Source organism: Streptacidiphilus alkalitolerans (assembly GCF_042511045.1).
GTDB lineage: Bacteria > Actinomycetota > Actinomycetes > Streptomycetales > Streptomycetaceae > Streptacidiphilus > Streptacidiphilus alkalitolerans.
In genome coordinates this window covers 83,828-98,423 of sequence record NZ_JBHEZX010000004.1, presented here as the reverse complement: position 1 = coordinate 98,423, position 14,596 = coordinate 83,828, and the positions used below count along the sequence as shown (strand labels likewise).

The 14,596-nt window shown below is 71.1% G+C and carries 12 protein-coding genes; 4 read left to right on the top strand and 8 right to left on the bottom strand.

The window, feature by feature from the left end; all coding sequences use genetic code 11:
* The first annotated feature begins 1 nt into the window (after position 1).
* From ACEZDG_RS10020 to ACEZDG_RS10010, 3 genes are all read left to right on the top strand, one after another.
* A complete protein-coding gene (locus ACEZDG_RS10020; protein ID WP_380505732.1) occupies positions 2-1,186 on the top strand; it encodes an ABC transporter ATP-binding protein in 1,185 nt (394 codons plus the stop codon).
* Positions 1,183-2,256, top strand: a complete 1,074-nt coding sequence (locus tag ACEZDG_RS10015) for an ABC transporter ATP-binding protein (RefSeq protein ID WP_380505729.1) — start codon at positions 1,183-1,185, stop codon at positions 2,254-2,256. Before ACEZDG_RS10020 ends, ACEZDG_RS10015 begins: the two co-directional genes overlap by 4 nt.
* 274 nt (positions 2,257-2,530) lie before the next feature.
* A complete protein-coding gene (locus ACEZDG_RS10010; RefSeq protein ID WP_380505726.1) occupies positions 2,531-4,249 on the top strand; it encodes an ABC transporter substrate-binding protein in 1,719 nt (572 codons plus the stop codon).
* Positions 4,250-4,299: 50 nt separating this feature from the next.
* Here the strand turns inward: ACEZDG_RS10010 and ACEZDG_RS10005 are convergent, their stop codons facing one another.
* Positions 4,300-5,190 (bottom strand): spermidine synthase, encoded by an 891-nt coding sequence (locus tag ACEZDG_RS10005; protein WP_380505723.1) that lies wholly within the window; start codon positions 5,188-5,190, stop codon positions 4,300-4,302.
* Positions 5,191-5,227: 37 nt separating this feature from the next.
* Positions 5,228-5,590 carry a hypothetical protein gene (locus tag ACEZDG_RS10000; RefSeq protein ID WP_380505720.1) on the bottom strand — a complete coding sequence of 121 codons (363 nt, stop codon included), beginning with the start codon at positions 5,588-5,590 and terminating at the stop codon, positions 5,228-5,230.
* Between the two features lie 267 nt (positions 5,591-5,857).
* Here ACEZDG_RS10000 and ACEZDG_RS09995 point away from each other — a divergent pair, with 267 nt between their 5' ends.
* A complete protein-coding gene (locus ACEZDG_RS09995; protein ID WP_380505717.1) occupies positions 5,858-7,201 on the top strand; it encodes a tetratricopeptide repeat protein in 1,344 nt (447 codons plus the stop codon).
* Between the two features lie 13 nt (positions 7,202-7,214).
* Here the strand turns inward: ACEZDG_RS09995 and ACEZDG_RS09990 are convergent, their stop codons facing one another.
* The 6 genes from ACEZDG_RS09990 to ACEZDG_RS09965 form a co-directional block, all read right to left on the bottom strand.
* Positions 7,215-8,105 carry a carbohydrate ABC transporter permease gene (locus tag ACEZDG_RS09990; RefSeq protein WP_380505714.1) on the bottom strand — a complete coding sequence of 297 codons (891 nt, stop codon included), beginning with the start codon at positions 8,103-8,105 and terminating at the stop codon, positions 7,215-7,217.
* The gene (locus ACEZDG_RS09985; RefSeq protein WP_380505711.1) at positions 8,102-9,037 is read right to left on the bottom strand and encodes a carbohydrate ABC transporter permease; all 936 of its coding nucleotides are present in this window, start codon (positions 9,035-9,037) and stop codon (positions 8,102-8,104) included. Before ACEZDG_RS09985 ends, ACEZDG_RS09990 begins: the two co-directional genes overlap by 4 nt.
* Before the next feature lie 160 nt (positions 9,038-9,197).
* A complete protein-coding gene (locus ACEZDG_RS09980; RefSeq protein ID WP_380505708.1) occupies positions 9,198-10,535 on the bottom strand; it encodes an ABC transporter substrate-binding protein in 1,338 nt (445 codons plus the stop codon).
* A gap of 238 nt (positions 10,536-10,773) precedes the next feature.
* Entirely contained in the window at positions 10,774-11,409 is a 636-nt protein-coding gene (locus ACEZDG_RS09975; RefSeq protein ID WP_380506887.1) for a ThuA domain-containing protein, read from the bottom strand.
* A gap of 41 nt (positions 11,410-11,450) precedes the next feature.
* Complete coding sequence (locus tag ACEZDG_RS09970) at positions 11,451-12,884, bottom strand: aldehyde dehydrogenase family protein (RefSeq protein ID WP_380505705.1); 1,434 nt, start codon at positions 12,882-12,884, stop codon at positions 11,451-11,453.
* 444 nt (positions 12,885-13,328) lie between these two features.
* Positions 13,329-14,555: an ROK family transcriptional regulator gene (locus ACEZDG_RS09965; RefSeq protein WP_380505702.1), complete on the bottom strand. Its 1,227-nt coding sequence runs from the start codon at positions 14,553-14,555 to the stop codon at positions 13,329-13,331.
* Positions 14,556-14,596: the final 41 nt, after the last annotated feature.

Genomic DNA, 14,596 nt, shown 5'->3' with positions numbered 1-14,596 from the left:
CGTGCCCACCGCCCCCCTGCCGGCCGCCCCCGTGCCGACCGCGACGGCCGATCCGGTCCTTGAGGTGCGCGGCCTGTGCGTCGACTACGGCGTCGGCGCCAACGCCGTCCGCGCCGTCACCGACGCCACGCTGACCCTGCACCGCGGGGAGGTGCTCGGCCTGGCCGGCGAGAGCGGCTCGGGCAAGTCCACCCTGGCGTACGCGCTGACCAGGCTGCTGCGGGCGCCCGGCGTGATCAGCGGCGGCGAGGTGCTGTTCCACAACCGGCCCCAGGGCTCGGACGAGGTCACCTACGCCGAGACCGTGGACCTGCTCGCGGCGGACATCGCGAAACTGCGTCAGATCCGCTGGTCCCAGCTCGCCGTGGTGTTCCAGAGCGCGATGCACGCGCTCAACCCGGTGGCCAGGATCGACGCCCAGCTCACCGATGTGCTCAAGGCGCACCGCAAGCAGATGGACGCCGCCGCCCGGCGCGAGCGCGCGATCGAGCTGCTGCGCATGGTCGGCATCAGCGCGGACCGGCTGCGCAGCTACCCGCACGAGCTCTCCGGCGGCATGCGGCAGCGGGTCATGATCGCCATGGCGCTGGCGCTGGAGCCGCAGATAGTGATCATGGACGAGCCGACCACGGCCCTGGACGTGGTCACCCAGCGGGAGATCCTGGAAGAGCTGATGCAGCTCAGGGAGCGGCTCGGCTTCGCCATCATCTTCATCACCCACGACCTGTCGCTGCTGATCGAACTCGCCGACTCCATCGCCATCATGTACGCGGGGCGGATCGTCGAACGGGCCGGCGCCAACGAGCTGTTCCACACCCCGCGCCACCCCTACAGCCTGGGCCTGCTCAACTCCTTCCCGGCGCTGCACGGCGACAAGGTGCGGATGGAGGGGATCCCCGGATCGCCGCCCTCGCTCACCGCCCTCCCCGGCGGCTGCGCCTTCCACCCCCGCTGCCCCTACGCCATGGACCGCTGCCGTACCGACGTGCCCGGACTGACCGTCCCCTCCGCCGAGCAGCGGGGCGCGGCCGTGCTGGCCGGCGACCGCACCAGCGAGCCGCGGGTCGCCGCCTGCTGGCTGCAGGACGGACTGCAGCCGCCGCCGGAACCGCTCGCACTGAGCTTCCCGGCCCACGGCGGGAGCGCTCCCGCCGCCCCTACCACCGCCTTCGGGAGCGACCAGTGACGACCACCCCCGACACCGCCGTCGTCCACGGCCCGAAGCGCCCCGGCGTCCCGGCTCTGGAGGCCCGCCGGCTCACCAAGCACTTCCCGGTGCACCAGCTCGGGCCCTCCCGGAACAAGCCGGTGGTGCACGCGGTCGAGGACATCTCGCTGGCGCTGCCCGAGGCCACCGTCACCGCGGTGGTCGGCGAGAGCGGCTCGGGCAAGTCCACCCTGGCCCGGCTGCTGACCCAGCTGATCGTGCCCACCTCGGGCGAACTGCTGCTGGACGGCGAGCCGGTGGGCCGCAGCGGCCGGGCCCGGCGCGAGTACACCCGCAAGGTGCACCTGGTCCTGCAGGATCCTTTCTCCTCACTCAACTCCGTGCACAGCGTGCGCTACCACCTGGAGCGCCCGCTGAAGCTGCACCGCCGCGCCGGCCGGGACGAACTCGACGCCAAGGCCAAGCAGTTGCTGGAGCGGGTCTCGCTCAGCCCGGCCGACCGCTTCATCGACAAGTTCCCGCACGAGCTGTCCGGCGGCCAGCGCCAGCGGGTCGCCATCGCCCGCGGCCTGGCCGTGGAGCCACGGGTGCTGCTGGCCGACGAACCCGTCTCGATGCTGGACGTGTCGATCCGGCTCGGCGTGCTCAACCTGCTGGACGAGCTGCGCGAGCGCGAGCGCCTGGCCATCCTCTACGTCACCCATGACATCGCCTCGGCCCGGTACCTCGCCGACACCGCCGTGGTGATGTACGCGGGACAGGTGGTGGAGTCGGGCCCGGCCACCCAGATCACCGACGCCCCGGCGCACCCCTACACCCAGCTGCTGCTCAGCGCGGCACCCGACCCGGCCAGGACCACCCCGCCGGTGCTGCGCGGACGCGGCTCGCCGCCGAGCCTGGTGAACCCGCCGAGCGGCTGCCGGTTCCACCCGCGCTGCCCCTTCGCGATGGCGGTCTGCAAGACCACCGCCCCGCCGGCCCTGCCGGTGGCGACGGACCAGGTCGCCGCCTGCTGGCTGCACTCGACCGAGCGCACCCCGGCCGAGTCGGCGCCGCTCCACAACGGCGCGTCGGCGCCTGCGTCCTAGACAGCTTCACCAACAGAGCAGACAGAGGAGTCGACATGGGAGACCCCGAGAGACCCTGGCGGCGCCGGGGACCCCCGGCGCCGTCGGGCCCGACCCCGGACGAGGTGCAACTCGTCCGAGGCCACCGTCCGCACCGCAGTTCGGATCGAAGCAGCAGCAGTCGACCGATCCCGCTCGGAACCACCCAATCAAGACCAATCACGCCATGACAGACACGCCATGGTCGCTCACCACTGGCCGCTACCGAGTCGGCCGGACACAAGGAGCGTACGCAATGAGTCGCAACACCACCATCAAGGCCCTGGCCGTGGTGGCCGCAGTCGGCCTGGGCCTCACGGCCTGCACCAGCTCCGGCGCCAAGCCGGCCGGCAAGAGCAGCTCCAACGGAAGCGGCGCCGTCCAGACGCTGGTCATCGAGGACAAGCCGGTCCCCTCCTTCAACGAGGACTTCAACCCGCTCGACGGCAACGCCTTCGGTGCCAACGAGAACGCCAACTCGCTCATCTACGAGCCGCTGTTCATGTTCAACAGCCTGAAGTCCGAGCAGGCCCCCATCCCGTGGCTGGGCAAGAGCTACACCTGGTCCAACGGCAACAAGACGCTGACCATCGCGCTGCAGCCCGGGGTCAAGTGGAGCGACGGCCAGGCGTTCAGCTCGGCCGACGTGAAGTTCACCTTCGACCTGCTGCAGAAGACCCCGGCCGCGAACACCGGCGGCGTCCCGGCGACCACCAGCGTGACCACGCCCGACGCGAACACCATCGTGCTGAACTACGCCTCGCCGCAGTCGGCGAACTTCGTCGCCATCGGCAACCAGATCATCCTGCCGCAGCACCTCTGGTCCACCATCACCAACCCGACCACCGCGGTGATCACCAGTGCCCAGGCGATCGGCACCGGTCCGTACCTGGTCGACAAGTTCAGCGCGCAGAACGTCACCTTCAAGGTCAACCCGACCTACTGGGGCGGCGCCCCCAAGGTCAAGCGGATCTCCTTCCCCGCCTACGCCACCAATGACGCCGCCGAGCTCGCGCTGGCCTCCGGCAAGATCGACCTCACCGGCAACGACATCAACAACGTGCAGACGGCCTTCGTCGCCAAGGACCCGGCGCACAACCACCTGTTCCAGTCCGCCGCGCCGTACTTCCCGGCCGGCAACACCGTCGCGCTGATGCTCAACAACAAGAGCAAGACCGCTCCCGCGCTCGGTGACGTCGCCGTGCGCAAGGCGATCAGCGCCGCCCTGGACCGCCAGTCGATGGCGACCCAGTGCGAGACCAACTACGAGCTGCCCGCCTCCTCCTCCGGCGGTCTGACCCTGCCGATCGACCAGGGCTCGCTCTCCTCGGCCCAGACCAACGACCTCAAGCCGACCCCGGACAACGCCAAGGTCGACTCGCTGATGACCGGCGCCGGCTACGCCAAGACCGGTGGCAAGTGGACCAAGGACGGCAAGACCGTCAAGTTCACGATCATCGACCCCAACTCGTTCAGCGACTACTGGTGCGACGCCCAGGCCATGGTCAAGGGCCTGAACGCGCAGGGCTTCGACACCTCGGCGAACGGCGCCTTCGACTACAACAGCTGGAACACCGCGATCACCACCGGCAAGTTCGACGCGGCCCTGCACTGGGGCCAGGGCGTGACCGCGTTCCAGCGGCTGCAGTTCATCCTGGACCCGAGCACCACGGCGGCGATCGGCCAGACCGCGGCCGGCGACTTCGACCGCTACGACAGCCCCAAGGCCAGGTCCGCGATCTCTGCGTTCCAGAACGCGACCACCCCGGACGCGGAGAAGGGCGCGCTGAACACGCTGCAGCAGATCATGTCCGACGACGTCCCGGCGATCCCGGTGCTCTACGGGGCCTCCTGGTACGAGTACAGCTCGGCGAACTTCACCGGCTGGCCCACCTCGGACAACCCGTACATCAACCCCTCGCCGAACAGCCAGGCGTACGAGTACCTGATCCTGCACCTGACCCCGGTCAGCTGAGGTCGGCTGCGGTTGAGGTCGGCCGCGGCTGAGGTCAGCCGCGGTTGAGGTCAGCCGCGGTTGAAAGCCTCCGGCGGCGGTGCGGGCGAGGGGCACGCACCACTGTCCGGAACCGGTACGGCCCCTGCCTGGAAGTCCACCAGGCGGGGGCCGTGCTCGATCCGGCCCGGGGCCGGATCGGTGGCGATCCGCCGCGTCAACTCGTCCAGCGGGAGCGGCTGCTGGGCGGCCACCAGGACCAGGTTGCCGAAACGGCGGCCACGCAGCACCCCCGGGTCGGCGATCAGCGCGACCTCGGCGAAGACCGCGCGCAGGGTCGCGACCTGTCCGCGGGCGAAGTCCAGCCGCCCGCCGTCGGTGATGTTGACGGTGTAGCGGCCGTCCGGGCCCAGCGCCCGGGCCGCGAGCCCGGCGAACTCCACCGAGGTGCAGTGGGCCGGGATCCGCGCGCCGCTGTAGATGTCGGCGACGACCAGGTCCGCCTGGCCCTCGGGGCTGCGGGCCAGGATGTCCCTGGCGTCCCCGCCGCGGACCCGGATCTGCCAGCCGCGTTCCAGGGGCAGCGCCCGGCGCACCAGCTCGGTGAGCGCGGTGTCGATCTCGGCGACCTGCTGCCGCGAGCGGGGCCGGGTCGCGGCCACGTAGCGGGCGAGGGTGAGCGCACCGCCGCCGAGGTGCAGCGCGCTGATCGGCCGGCGCGGCGCGGCGGCGAGGTCGACCAGGTGGCCGAAGCGGCGCTGGTACTCGAAGGACAGCCGGCCGGGGTCGTCCAGGTCGACATGCGACTGCGGGGTGCCGTCGAGCAGCAGGGTCCAGGCGTTGGCGCGGTCCCGGTCCTGGACGATCTCGGCGAGCCCGGAGCCGACCGGTTCGGCGCCGGCCGCCCGGGCGGACGTCTGCGGAACCGATTCTCTCTTGGTGCTCTGCTGCTTGCGGGCCACCTGGCCAGTATGCGGGCCCGGTGCGCGGGAGCGCTGGTCAGGCCCCGTCCGAACCGCTGGCGGCCAGGGTCCTGGCGGCCTCGCCGAGCGCGGCCCTGAGCTGGGCCGGATCGGTCAGCGCCCGCTCCGGCGAGGGCGGGAGCAGCCAGTTCCGGTCGTCCTCCGGCGGGGCCTGGGCGCCGGAGACCCCCGGCAGGTGCCAGGCGTCCAGGGCTCCCATCGGGACCACGAAGGAGAGGGTGGAGTCCGCGTCCTCGTGCAGCACGGGACCGCAGCCGCCGCGCAGCCGCAGGATGTCGACGGTCTCCAGGCCCTGCCGCTCCGGCACCTTCACCAGGTCGCAGGACGGGACGGCGCTGTGCTGGTCAGTGCCCATGTGGTGCGTGCCCCCGCTGAACATGACGCCTCCTCGGTTGACCGCGCCGGCCGCTCGACGTTGGGCGGTGGGACGGTCTCTCACCCAGCACAACGCACGAGCGGACCGGGGGCCACGGGTGCAAGGCCTGGCAGGTCATGGCATTTCGTAGCAGATCACCAGTCGTATGTCCGATATGCACGGAAACCCAGCGTGTTCGAATTGTCACGGGGGGTACTGTCGTGCCGTCCAAAGCCTTCCGAGGCGACTGGGACGAGCCATCAGCACCACATCAGTACCAAGGGGGCCGTGATGACCAACACCCTCGACCGAACCGTCCACCACCACACCAACACGATCATGCGCGAGCTGCGCGGAGACCGCTCGGCGGGCGAGTTCGCCGCCGCCGTGCGCCGCTCCGCCCGCGAGATCGGGGAGCACGTCTCCTGCGACGCCCGCTATGTCGGGCGGGTCGAGGCCGGCGAGATCCGCTGCCCCAACTACGCCTACGAACGGGTCTTCCGCCACATGTTCCCGGGCTCCTCGCTGGAGGACCTGGGTTTCTCCCCGCGCAGCACGGTCAGGCGCAAGGGGAGCCCGCAGGAGGCTCCGCCCCGGAAACCTGAGGAGAACGACGACGTGCATCGACGCACGTTCCTGTCCGGCGGGTCCGCCGCCGTCGCCACGGTGCTCGGTCTCGACCGGAGCACGGCGGCCGGCGCGGTCGTACCCGACCCGGTGGCGCTCGGCACCAGGGTCGGCGCCGCCGACGCCCGCAAGGTCGAGGACGCGGTCCGCGAGATCCGGCTGCTCGACGACGTCCACGGCGGCGACACCCTCTACGACCGGGCCGGCCTGGTCCTGCGCACCGCCTACCAGCTGCTCAACTGCGGCTCCTACGCCCGTGGGGTGGAACAGCGGCTGCAGTCCGGCGCCGGCGAACTGGCCATCTCGGTCGGCTGGCTGGCCCACGACTCCGGCCGGCTCGCCGACGCCCGCTCCTTCTACGCCGAGGCCCTGGCCACCGCGCGGATGGCCGACGACCCCTGGCTGGAGGCCCATGCCTTCTGCAACAGCGCCTTCCTGGCCAGGGACGCCGGACGGCCGCGCGAGGCGGTGCGCGCCGCCCAGGCCGCCCAGCAGGTCGCGCTCAACCTGGGCTCCGACCGGCTGCGGTCACTGCTGGCGATGCGCGAGGCGGGCGGCTGGTCCCAGCTCCAGGACCGGGGCTCCTGCGTGCGCTCGCTGGCGCTGGCCCGGCGGCTGTTCGACAACGGCCCCGCCGACGCCGACCCGGAGTGGATGTCCTTCTACGGCGAGGCCGAGTTGGCGGGCCTCGAGGCGCAGTGCTGGTCGGCGCTCGGCGAGTGGGACCAGGCCGCGGCGTGCGCCCGTACCGCGATAGAACTGCAGCAGCCGCACTTCGTCCGCAACCGGGCGCTGTACACCGCCGAGTTGGCGCACAACCAGCTCGGCCGGGGCGAGTTGGCCGCGGCGGCGGACAGCGGCTGCCAGGTGGTGTCCCTGCTCGACCAGGTCCGCTCCACCCGGATCAGGGACATGGTCGCCGACACGGCGCTGCGGCTGCGCCCGCACCGCGCCGTGCCCGAGGTGGCGGAGTTCGTCAGCCGCTACGACGCGGCGCTGGCGGGCTGAGCCTGCCACCGGTTCATTTGAGGCCGCCGGTGACCAGGTCGATCCGCCAGTAGCGCTGCAGGCAGAGGAACAGGGCGATCACCGGGATCACCGAGAGCAGCGTGCCGGTGATCACCAGGGAGTAGAGCGACGCCTGGTCGGAGCCGTGCCGGAGCAGGCTGTAGAGGCCGACCGTCAGCGGGAACTTGCTGTCGCTGGTCACCATCACGAACGGCAGCAGGAAGTTGTTCCAGATCGCGATGAACTGCAGCAGGAACACCGTGATCAGCCCCGGCACCATCAGCCGCAGACCGATCGAGCGGAACAGCCTGGCCTCGCTGGCGCCGTCGATCCGGCCGGCGTCCAGCAGCGAGTCGGGGACGGCCGCGGCGGCGTAGATCCGGGACAGGTAGATGCCGTAGGGGTTGAACAACTGCGGCAGGATCACCGCGAGGTAGCTGTCCGTCAGCCCGACCCGGGCGAGCAGCAGGTACTGCGGGATGGCGAGCACGACCTGGGGCAGCAGCACCCCGGCCACGATGGCGTTGAACAGCACGGTACGGCCGCGGAATTGGTACTTGGCCAGGGCGTATCCGGTGGCGGCCGAGACCGAGGTGGCGAGCACCCCGCCCACCGCCGCGTACAGGAAGCTGTTGAGCATCCAGTGCCAGAACACTCCGCCGTCGTAGCTGGAGAGCCCCTTGATGTTGTCGACCAGACCCGAGCCGAAGGAGGGCAGATAGGTGGCCGTGGAGAACAGCTGGCTGCGGGACTTGGTGGAGCCGATCAGGATCCACAGCGTCGGCACCAGGCAGTACACCGCGCCGAGGAGCAGCACGGCCGAGGGCAGCAGGGCGATCCGCCGACGCGGCTTCGGCGCGGCGGTGACAGGCCTGACCGGGGCGGGTTGCAGGGTCGTGGTCATCGCTCGCCCCGCTCGGACGGCGCTGCCCCGCCCGGACGCGAGCGCACCAGGCGCCCCACGCCGAAGGAGACGGCCAGGATGCCGACGGCGAAGATGATCGACGTGGCGGCGGCCTGGTGGATGTCCGAGTCGACGAACGCCTCGGTGTAGATCTTCATCAGCGGCACCCAGGTCGAGGAGATGGCATTGGACAGCGGCTGCAGCGTGTTGGGCTCGTTGAACAGCTGAAGGGCAGCGAGCACGGTGAACAGTGAGCACATGGCGATGGCCGGACGGATCAGCGGGACCTTCACCCGCAGCGCGATCTGCAGTTCTGACGCTCCGTCGATCCTGGCCGCCTCGTAGATCTCCGGCGGCAGCGCGCGCAGCGAGGTGTACATCACCACCATGTTGAAGCCGACCGCGCCCCAGACCGCGATGTTGGCGACCGAGAAGAACACGGTGGTGGATCCGAAGTAGTCGATGAACCGGCCGCCGATGGGGCTGGTCGCCGGCAGGTAGAGGAACCCCCAGAGCAGGGTGGCGATCACCCCGGGCACGGCATAGGGAAGGAAGATCGTCAGTCGGCTGAACCGGGCCAGCCGCACCCTGGGGGCGTCCAGCAGCAGCGCGAAGAGCAGTGCCAGCAGCACCGTGCCGGGAATGGTGATCGCGCCCACCTCGACCATCCGCAGCACGCTGTGCCACAGCTCCGTGTCATGGAAGGCGGTGGAGTAGTTGCTGAACCCGGCGAAGACCGTCCTGCTGCCCGAGGCCAGCAGGCCGCCGCTGACCTTGCGCGCCTGCAGGCTCAGGATCAGCGCGTAGACGCCGGGCGCGGCCACGAACAGCAGGAACAGCAGGATCGCGGGGAGGACCAGCAGATAGGGCAGTCGGCTGCGGCCCGCGTGGTAGTCGCCGCGGGGGCTTCGTCGTGGAAGGGGGATCGCCATCACCGTGTCGTCTCGTTCGCAGGGACCGTCGTTGACTGAGGCCGTCATGGGCCGGGGCCGTCGTGGGCCGAAGCTGTCGTTGACCGGGGCCGTCGTCAGCTGGAGCCGTCGTGGGCCGGGGCTCGGGCGGGGCCTGGGGAGAGGCCCCGCCCGGGCGTACTCAGTGGAGGCCGAAGCCGAGCTTCTTCATGTCCGCGGTGGTGCTGTTCTGGATGGCGTCCAGCGCGGCGTCGAAGGAGGTTCCGGACTGCAGCGCCGCGCCGAACTTGTCACTGTAGGCGGCAAAGGTGACGGTGACGTCGGGTCCCCACATCGAGAAGCTGCGGGCGGTCGGGGCGACGTTCTTGACCTGGGTGTAGTAGTCGGGCTGGTTGGGGAAGAAGGCGGGCGGCGTGTCCAGGATCGGCAGCGACCGGCCCGAGGTCGCGGCGGGGTAGATGTTGATGTACTTGACCTGCGCGGTCAGCGCGGCCGGGTCGGTGTTCAGCCAGGAGGCGAACTGCGCGGCCTGGGCCGGGTGGGCCGAGTCGGTGGTCACGGTGACGGCGGAACCGCCCCAGATGCCGGTGGTCTTGTCGCCCGCGGTCCAGGCCGGCAGCGGGGCGACGGCCCACTTGCCGCTGGTGGACGGGGCGATGCCGCCGATCTGGGCCGGGGCCCAGGCGCCGGAGATCCAGGTGGCGAGGGTGCCGGAGTTCATCTCCTTGTTCCACTGCGGGGAGAACGAGGGGTTCTTCTGGACCACGCCCTTGTTCACCAGCCCCTGCCAGTAGTCGGCCACCTTCTTGGTCGGCGCGCCGTTGATGTCGACGTGCCAGGAGTCGCCCTGGGTGGTCCACCAGTCGGCGCCGGCCTGCTGGGCCAGGCCGGTGAACCAGCCCGGGTCGGCGGCGTCGAAGTTGGTCATATAGGCGCTGGGGTCCTTCTGGTGCAGGGTCGCGGCCTCCTGCGCGTACTCGTCCCAGGTGGTCGGCACCTTGAGGCCGTACTTCTTGAACAGGTCGGCGCGGTAGAAGAGCATCAGCGGGGCGAAGTCCTGGGGGACGCCGTAGACCTTGCCCTGGAACCGGACTCCCTCCAGGGTGGCGTCGTCGAAGTCGGCGACGGCCTGGGTGGTGTCGGCGGTAATGTCCTTGACCACGCCGTTGGCGACCAGGCCGGGCAGCGACTGGTACTCGACCTTGGCGATGTCCGGGCCGTGCTTGGCCTGGTGCGCGGTGATCATCTTGCTGACCAGCTGGTCACCGCCGGCCGGGTTGCTGAGCGTGACATGGATGTCCGGGTGGGCGGCGTTCCAGAGGGCGACCACCTTGTCCATCCCGGGGTCCCAGGCCCAGAAGGTCAGGTCGACCTTTCCGGCGGCGCCCGCGGAGGCCCCGGTGGCACCGGAAGCAGCTCCGGCCGGCTTGCTGCCACTGCTCGATCCACTGCCACAGGCGGCCAGGAGCATCGCTCCCGCCAGCACCGCCCCCGCGGCTGTCACACGTCTGCTGTTCATCGGCCAGTTCTCGCTTTCCTCGGCGCTGAGGTCCGGTGCAGCCACTTTGACTGAGACTTAAGTTAAGTCGCTACACATGAGGGGTCAACAGATCGAACAGACCAGTTTTCGCCACGACTGATGATTGTTTGAGCCATCCGCGCGAGCATGCCTGGTACCCGGCCCGCTGTCAGGAGCGGGCCGGGTACCAGGCGGTTCTTGTCATGGACAGCTGTCCGCTGCCGTCCGGAAGAGGGCGTCAGCGGGCGGCCCAGAGCAGGCCGCGGGTGGTCAGTGTCCGCACCGTCGGCGTCAGCAGGTCGGACGGGCTGTGCCCGATCGCGGAGAAGAACACCCGCCCCCGTCCCCACTCCCGGGTCCACACCACCGGCATCCGCACCGCCGCCTCACCCTGCCCGGACCGTCCGGGCTCGATGACCGTGCTGGCCAGCGTGGTGTTGTGAGCGTCCGTCAGCATCCAGTACTGCTCGGTGTGGACGGTGAAGTCGGACAGTCCCGCCACCACCGGGTGGTCCGCCTGCTCCGGCTCGATCCGCACCCCGTAGCTGATGTGCTCGTCCGGATGGTGCAGGAACAGGCCGCCGACCATGCGCAGGTAGTCCGTGCTGTCGGTGAAGGTGCCGACCAGGCCCCCGTGCCAGCCGGCGAAGCCGGTGCCCGCGTGGACCGCGGCCACCAGGCCCTCGCTCTGCTCCGGGGTCAGTGTGCCGATCGACCAGCACTGCACGATCAGATCGGTGCCGGCCAGCAGCTCGCGGTCGCGGTAGACGTCCAGGTCCTCCGAGACGGTCACCGCGAAGCCCGCCCCGGTCAGCGCGGGCAGGAAGATCTCGGTGCAGCGCACCGGCGCATGCCCCTCCCAGCCTCCGCGCACCACCAGTGCCCGCTTGGAAACAGCCGCCCTGGACTCCCCGCTCACGCCCGGCCCGCCGGGTCGGCGGTCCACTCCGGCAGGGCCAGCGGGGTGCGCTGCACGCCGATCCACTGCCGCCTGGTGAAGCCGCCCATCTGGTCGTCGGCGCCGTGCCTGGCGTGGGCGTCGTTGATGTGCACCTCGCCCGCCTCCAGCCGTTCGGCGACGCCGAGGCCGCGGATCAGGTCGGCGGTGAACACCGAGTCCATCAGCATCGGCAGGCCGTTGGCCAGCGCGATCGCCTCCTCCTCGGTGTCCACCACGGTCACCGGGAGCACCGGCCCGAAGATCTCCTCGATGAAGGCCGGCATCTTCGCGGTGACATTGGCCAGCACCGTCGGACGGTAGAACAGGCCGTCGTAGCTGCCCCCGGTGCGGATCTCCGCGCCCATGGCGACCGAGGCCCCGACGATGTCGTGGTGCACCCGGTCCCGCTGCTTCTCGCTGATCAGCGGCCCCTGCTCGACCTCGCCGCTGAGCGGGTCGCCCACCCGCAGCGCGGCGGCCCGGCGGGTCAGCGCGTCCAGGTACCGGTCGGCGACCGCCCGCATGACGATGTGTCGGCTGGCGCTGATGCAGGTCTGCCCCTGGAACTCCAGCGAGGCGACCATGGCGCAGGAGGCGGCGAGGTCCACGTCCGCGTCGTCCAGCACCAGGAAGGCGTTGCTGCCGCCGAGTTCCAGCCGGATCGGCCGCAGGGTAGCCGCGGCCGAGGCGGCGATGGCCAGGCCCACCTCGCGCGATCCGGTGAAGTCCATCAGGTCCAGTCCGGTGTGCTCGGCCAGGGCGTGGCCGGCCTCCGGGCCGTCCCCGGTGACCACGTTGAACACCCCGGGCGGCAGTCCGGCCGCGTCGGCGGCCTCGGCCAGCAGCTGGCCGCCGATCACCGGGGTCAGCTCGGCCGGCTTCAGGACGACGGTGTTGCCGAAGGCCAGCGCGGGCGCGACCGCCCGCAGGGCCAGGTTGACCGGGTAGTTCCAGGGGGTGATCACCCCGATCACTCCCAGCGGTACCGCCCGGGACATCGACAGCTTGCCGGCCTTGTAGGGGGGCAGCAGGTCACCGGCGTTCTCGGTGGCCTGGACCATCGATATCTGCAGCTGCTTGATACCGGTGGAGACCTCGTCGTCGGCCTTCGCCCGGACGCCGCCGGTCTCCCGCATGCTCTGCCGGACCAGGTCCTCGTAGTGCGCCTGCAGGTACTCGGCGAAGCGCCGGAGCCCGGCCGCGCGCTCGGGTGCGCCGAGTGCGGCCCAGGCGGGCTGCGCGGCGCGGGCGGCGGCGACCGCGCGGTCGACGTCCGCGGCGTCGCCGAGGCCGTAGCTGCCGATGACGGCGCCGGTGGCCTTGTCAGTGACCGTCGCGGTGCGGCCGGACGCCGGCGGGCAGAAGACCCCGTCGATGTAGAGCTGGCCTGCCGCGGGCGAAGACGTCATGAAGGCTCCATGGAGGCGTGAGGGGAGGCATGGGGTTCTTTGGCCAAGACTTAAGCTAAGTAGCGAGAAAGCAAAAGTCAACGCCTCACCCACAGGCCCCTGCACATGCGCCCAGGGCGGCCGTAAGTTTCAGCCGCCGTGCCCCTGACCGCCGTCAGGCTCGGCCTCGAGCCACAGACCGCCGCAGGGCTCGGGCCGCCGCAGGCCCAGGGCCCCACACAGGTCGGCCGCCGTCGACCGGCCGCCACGCATGCCGGCCACGGGCCCGGCGCCGTCGCCACGGCCACGGCCACGGCCACGGCACCGCCGGGCCCGGGCCCGGCTCGTCCGGGCAGCGGGCCGCCGCGAGGGGTTCCGGGCACGGCGCCGCCCGGAGCGCCGCAGGCTCCCGACCGCAGACGGCCCCAGACGGCCCCAGACGGCCCCAGACGGCCCGAGACGGCCTCAGACCGCCGTGGGCAGCGCCGCTCCGCCGCCCGCGGCGAGCAGGCGGGAGACCGGGAGCGTCGCCGCGCCCATGGCGACGGCCTCCTGCCCCAGTTGCCCCACCTCGATCCGGGCCCGCCCGAACAGGTACGACAGGGTGTGCCGCTCCGCCGCCTCCCGCACCGTCGGCAGGATCACCGGGCCGATCACCAGACCGGCCCAGCCGGACAGCACCACCAGGTCCGGGTTCAGCAGGTTGACCAGGTTGGCGATCCCTATCCCCACGTACTCGCCCACCCTGACCAGGGTTTCCATCGCCGCCGGGGAGCTGTCGGCCCGCGCGGCCAATTCGGCGAGCCTGGCCTCGGTCCCGGTGCCGACGAAGGGCTCGCAGCCGACCGTCGACTGGTAGCGGTAGAGCGCGGCCTCGGCGCCGACATACGCCTCCAGGCAGCCCTGCGAGCCGCAGCGGCAGGGCAGTCCGCCCGCGTGGATCACGGTGTGGCCCCACTCGATGGTCGCCGGACTGGACGTCTCGAAGCCGACGTCGCTGCCGGGCGCGAGGGCGGCGCCGACGCCGACGCCGATCAGCGCGATCACCGCGCGGTCGGCGCCCCGGCCGACCCCGCGCCACATCTCGGCCTGACCGAGCGTCCGGGCGCAGTTGTCGATGGAGAGCGGGGCCTCGATCCCGAGCCGCAGCATCTCCAGCAGCGGCACCGCGGACCAGCCCAGCGTCGGCGCGTGCACCAGCGTGCGTCCGGGCACCCGCGGGTCCGGCTGCACCGCTCCCGGTACGCCGACGCCCACACCCAGCAGCTCGCGCGGGTCCACCCCGGCCTCGGCGGTCACCTCGCCGACGCCCTGGATCACCAGCCGGGCCACCAGTTCCGGATCGAGCCGGGTCTCGGCGATCGGGTAGACCGCCGTGGCGAGCATGGTCAACGACCAGTCGAACAGGCCGATCCGGATATGGGTCTCGCCGATGTCCACCCCGATGACCTGCCCGTAGTCGGGCCGCACCCGCAGCACCGTACGCGGCCTGCCGCCGTCCGAGCTCTCCGAGCCGGCCTCGGTCACCAGGCCGTCGGCGATCAGGTCGGACACGACATTGCTCACCGTCGCCGAGCTGAGACCGGAGACCCGGGTCAGCTCATTGCGATTGCCCGACCCCTGGAGGTAGAGCCGGGAGAGGAGCGCGGACCGGTTGTGCCATCGAAGGTCGCGCGTCGTGCGTTTAGCCACTGGAGTCACCAGGTCAGTCTGCCATTTCAGCTGTTCGGTAA

What these genes read in the sequence shown, in the direction of transcription:
- ACEZDG_RS09970 (WP_380505705.1), bottom strand. Translation starts at nt 12,884, where the DNA reads ATGACGTCTTCGCCCGCGGCAGGCCAGCTCTACATCGACGGGGTCTTC.
- ACEZDG_RS10010 (WP_380505726.1), top strand. Translation starts at nt 2,531, where the DNA reads ATGAGTCGCAACACCACCATCAAGGCCCTGGCCGTGGTGGCCGCAGTC.
- ACEZDG_RS09980 (WP_380505708.1), bottom strand. Translation starts at nt 10,535, where the DNA reads ATGAACAGCAGACGTGTGACAGCCGCGGGGGCGGTGCTGGCGGGAGCG.
- ACEZDG_RS09990 (WP_380505714.1), bottom strand. Translation starts at nt 8,105, where the DNA reads ATGACCACGACCCTGCAACCCGCCCCGGTCAGGCCTGTCACCGCCGCG.
- ACEZDG_RS10000 (WP_380505720.1), bottom strand. Translation starts at nt 5,590, where the DNA reads ATGTTCAGCGGGGGCACGCACCACATGGGCACTGACCAGCACAGCGCC.
- ACEZDG_RS09995 (WP_380505717.1), top strand. Translation starts at nt 5,858, where the DNA reads ATGACCAACACCCTCGACCGAACCGTCCACCACCACACCAACACGATC.
- ACEZDG_RS09985 (WP_380505711.1), bottom strand. Translation starts at nt 9,037, where the DNA reads ATGGCGATCCCCCTTCCACGACGAAGCCCCCGCGGCGACTACCACGCG.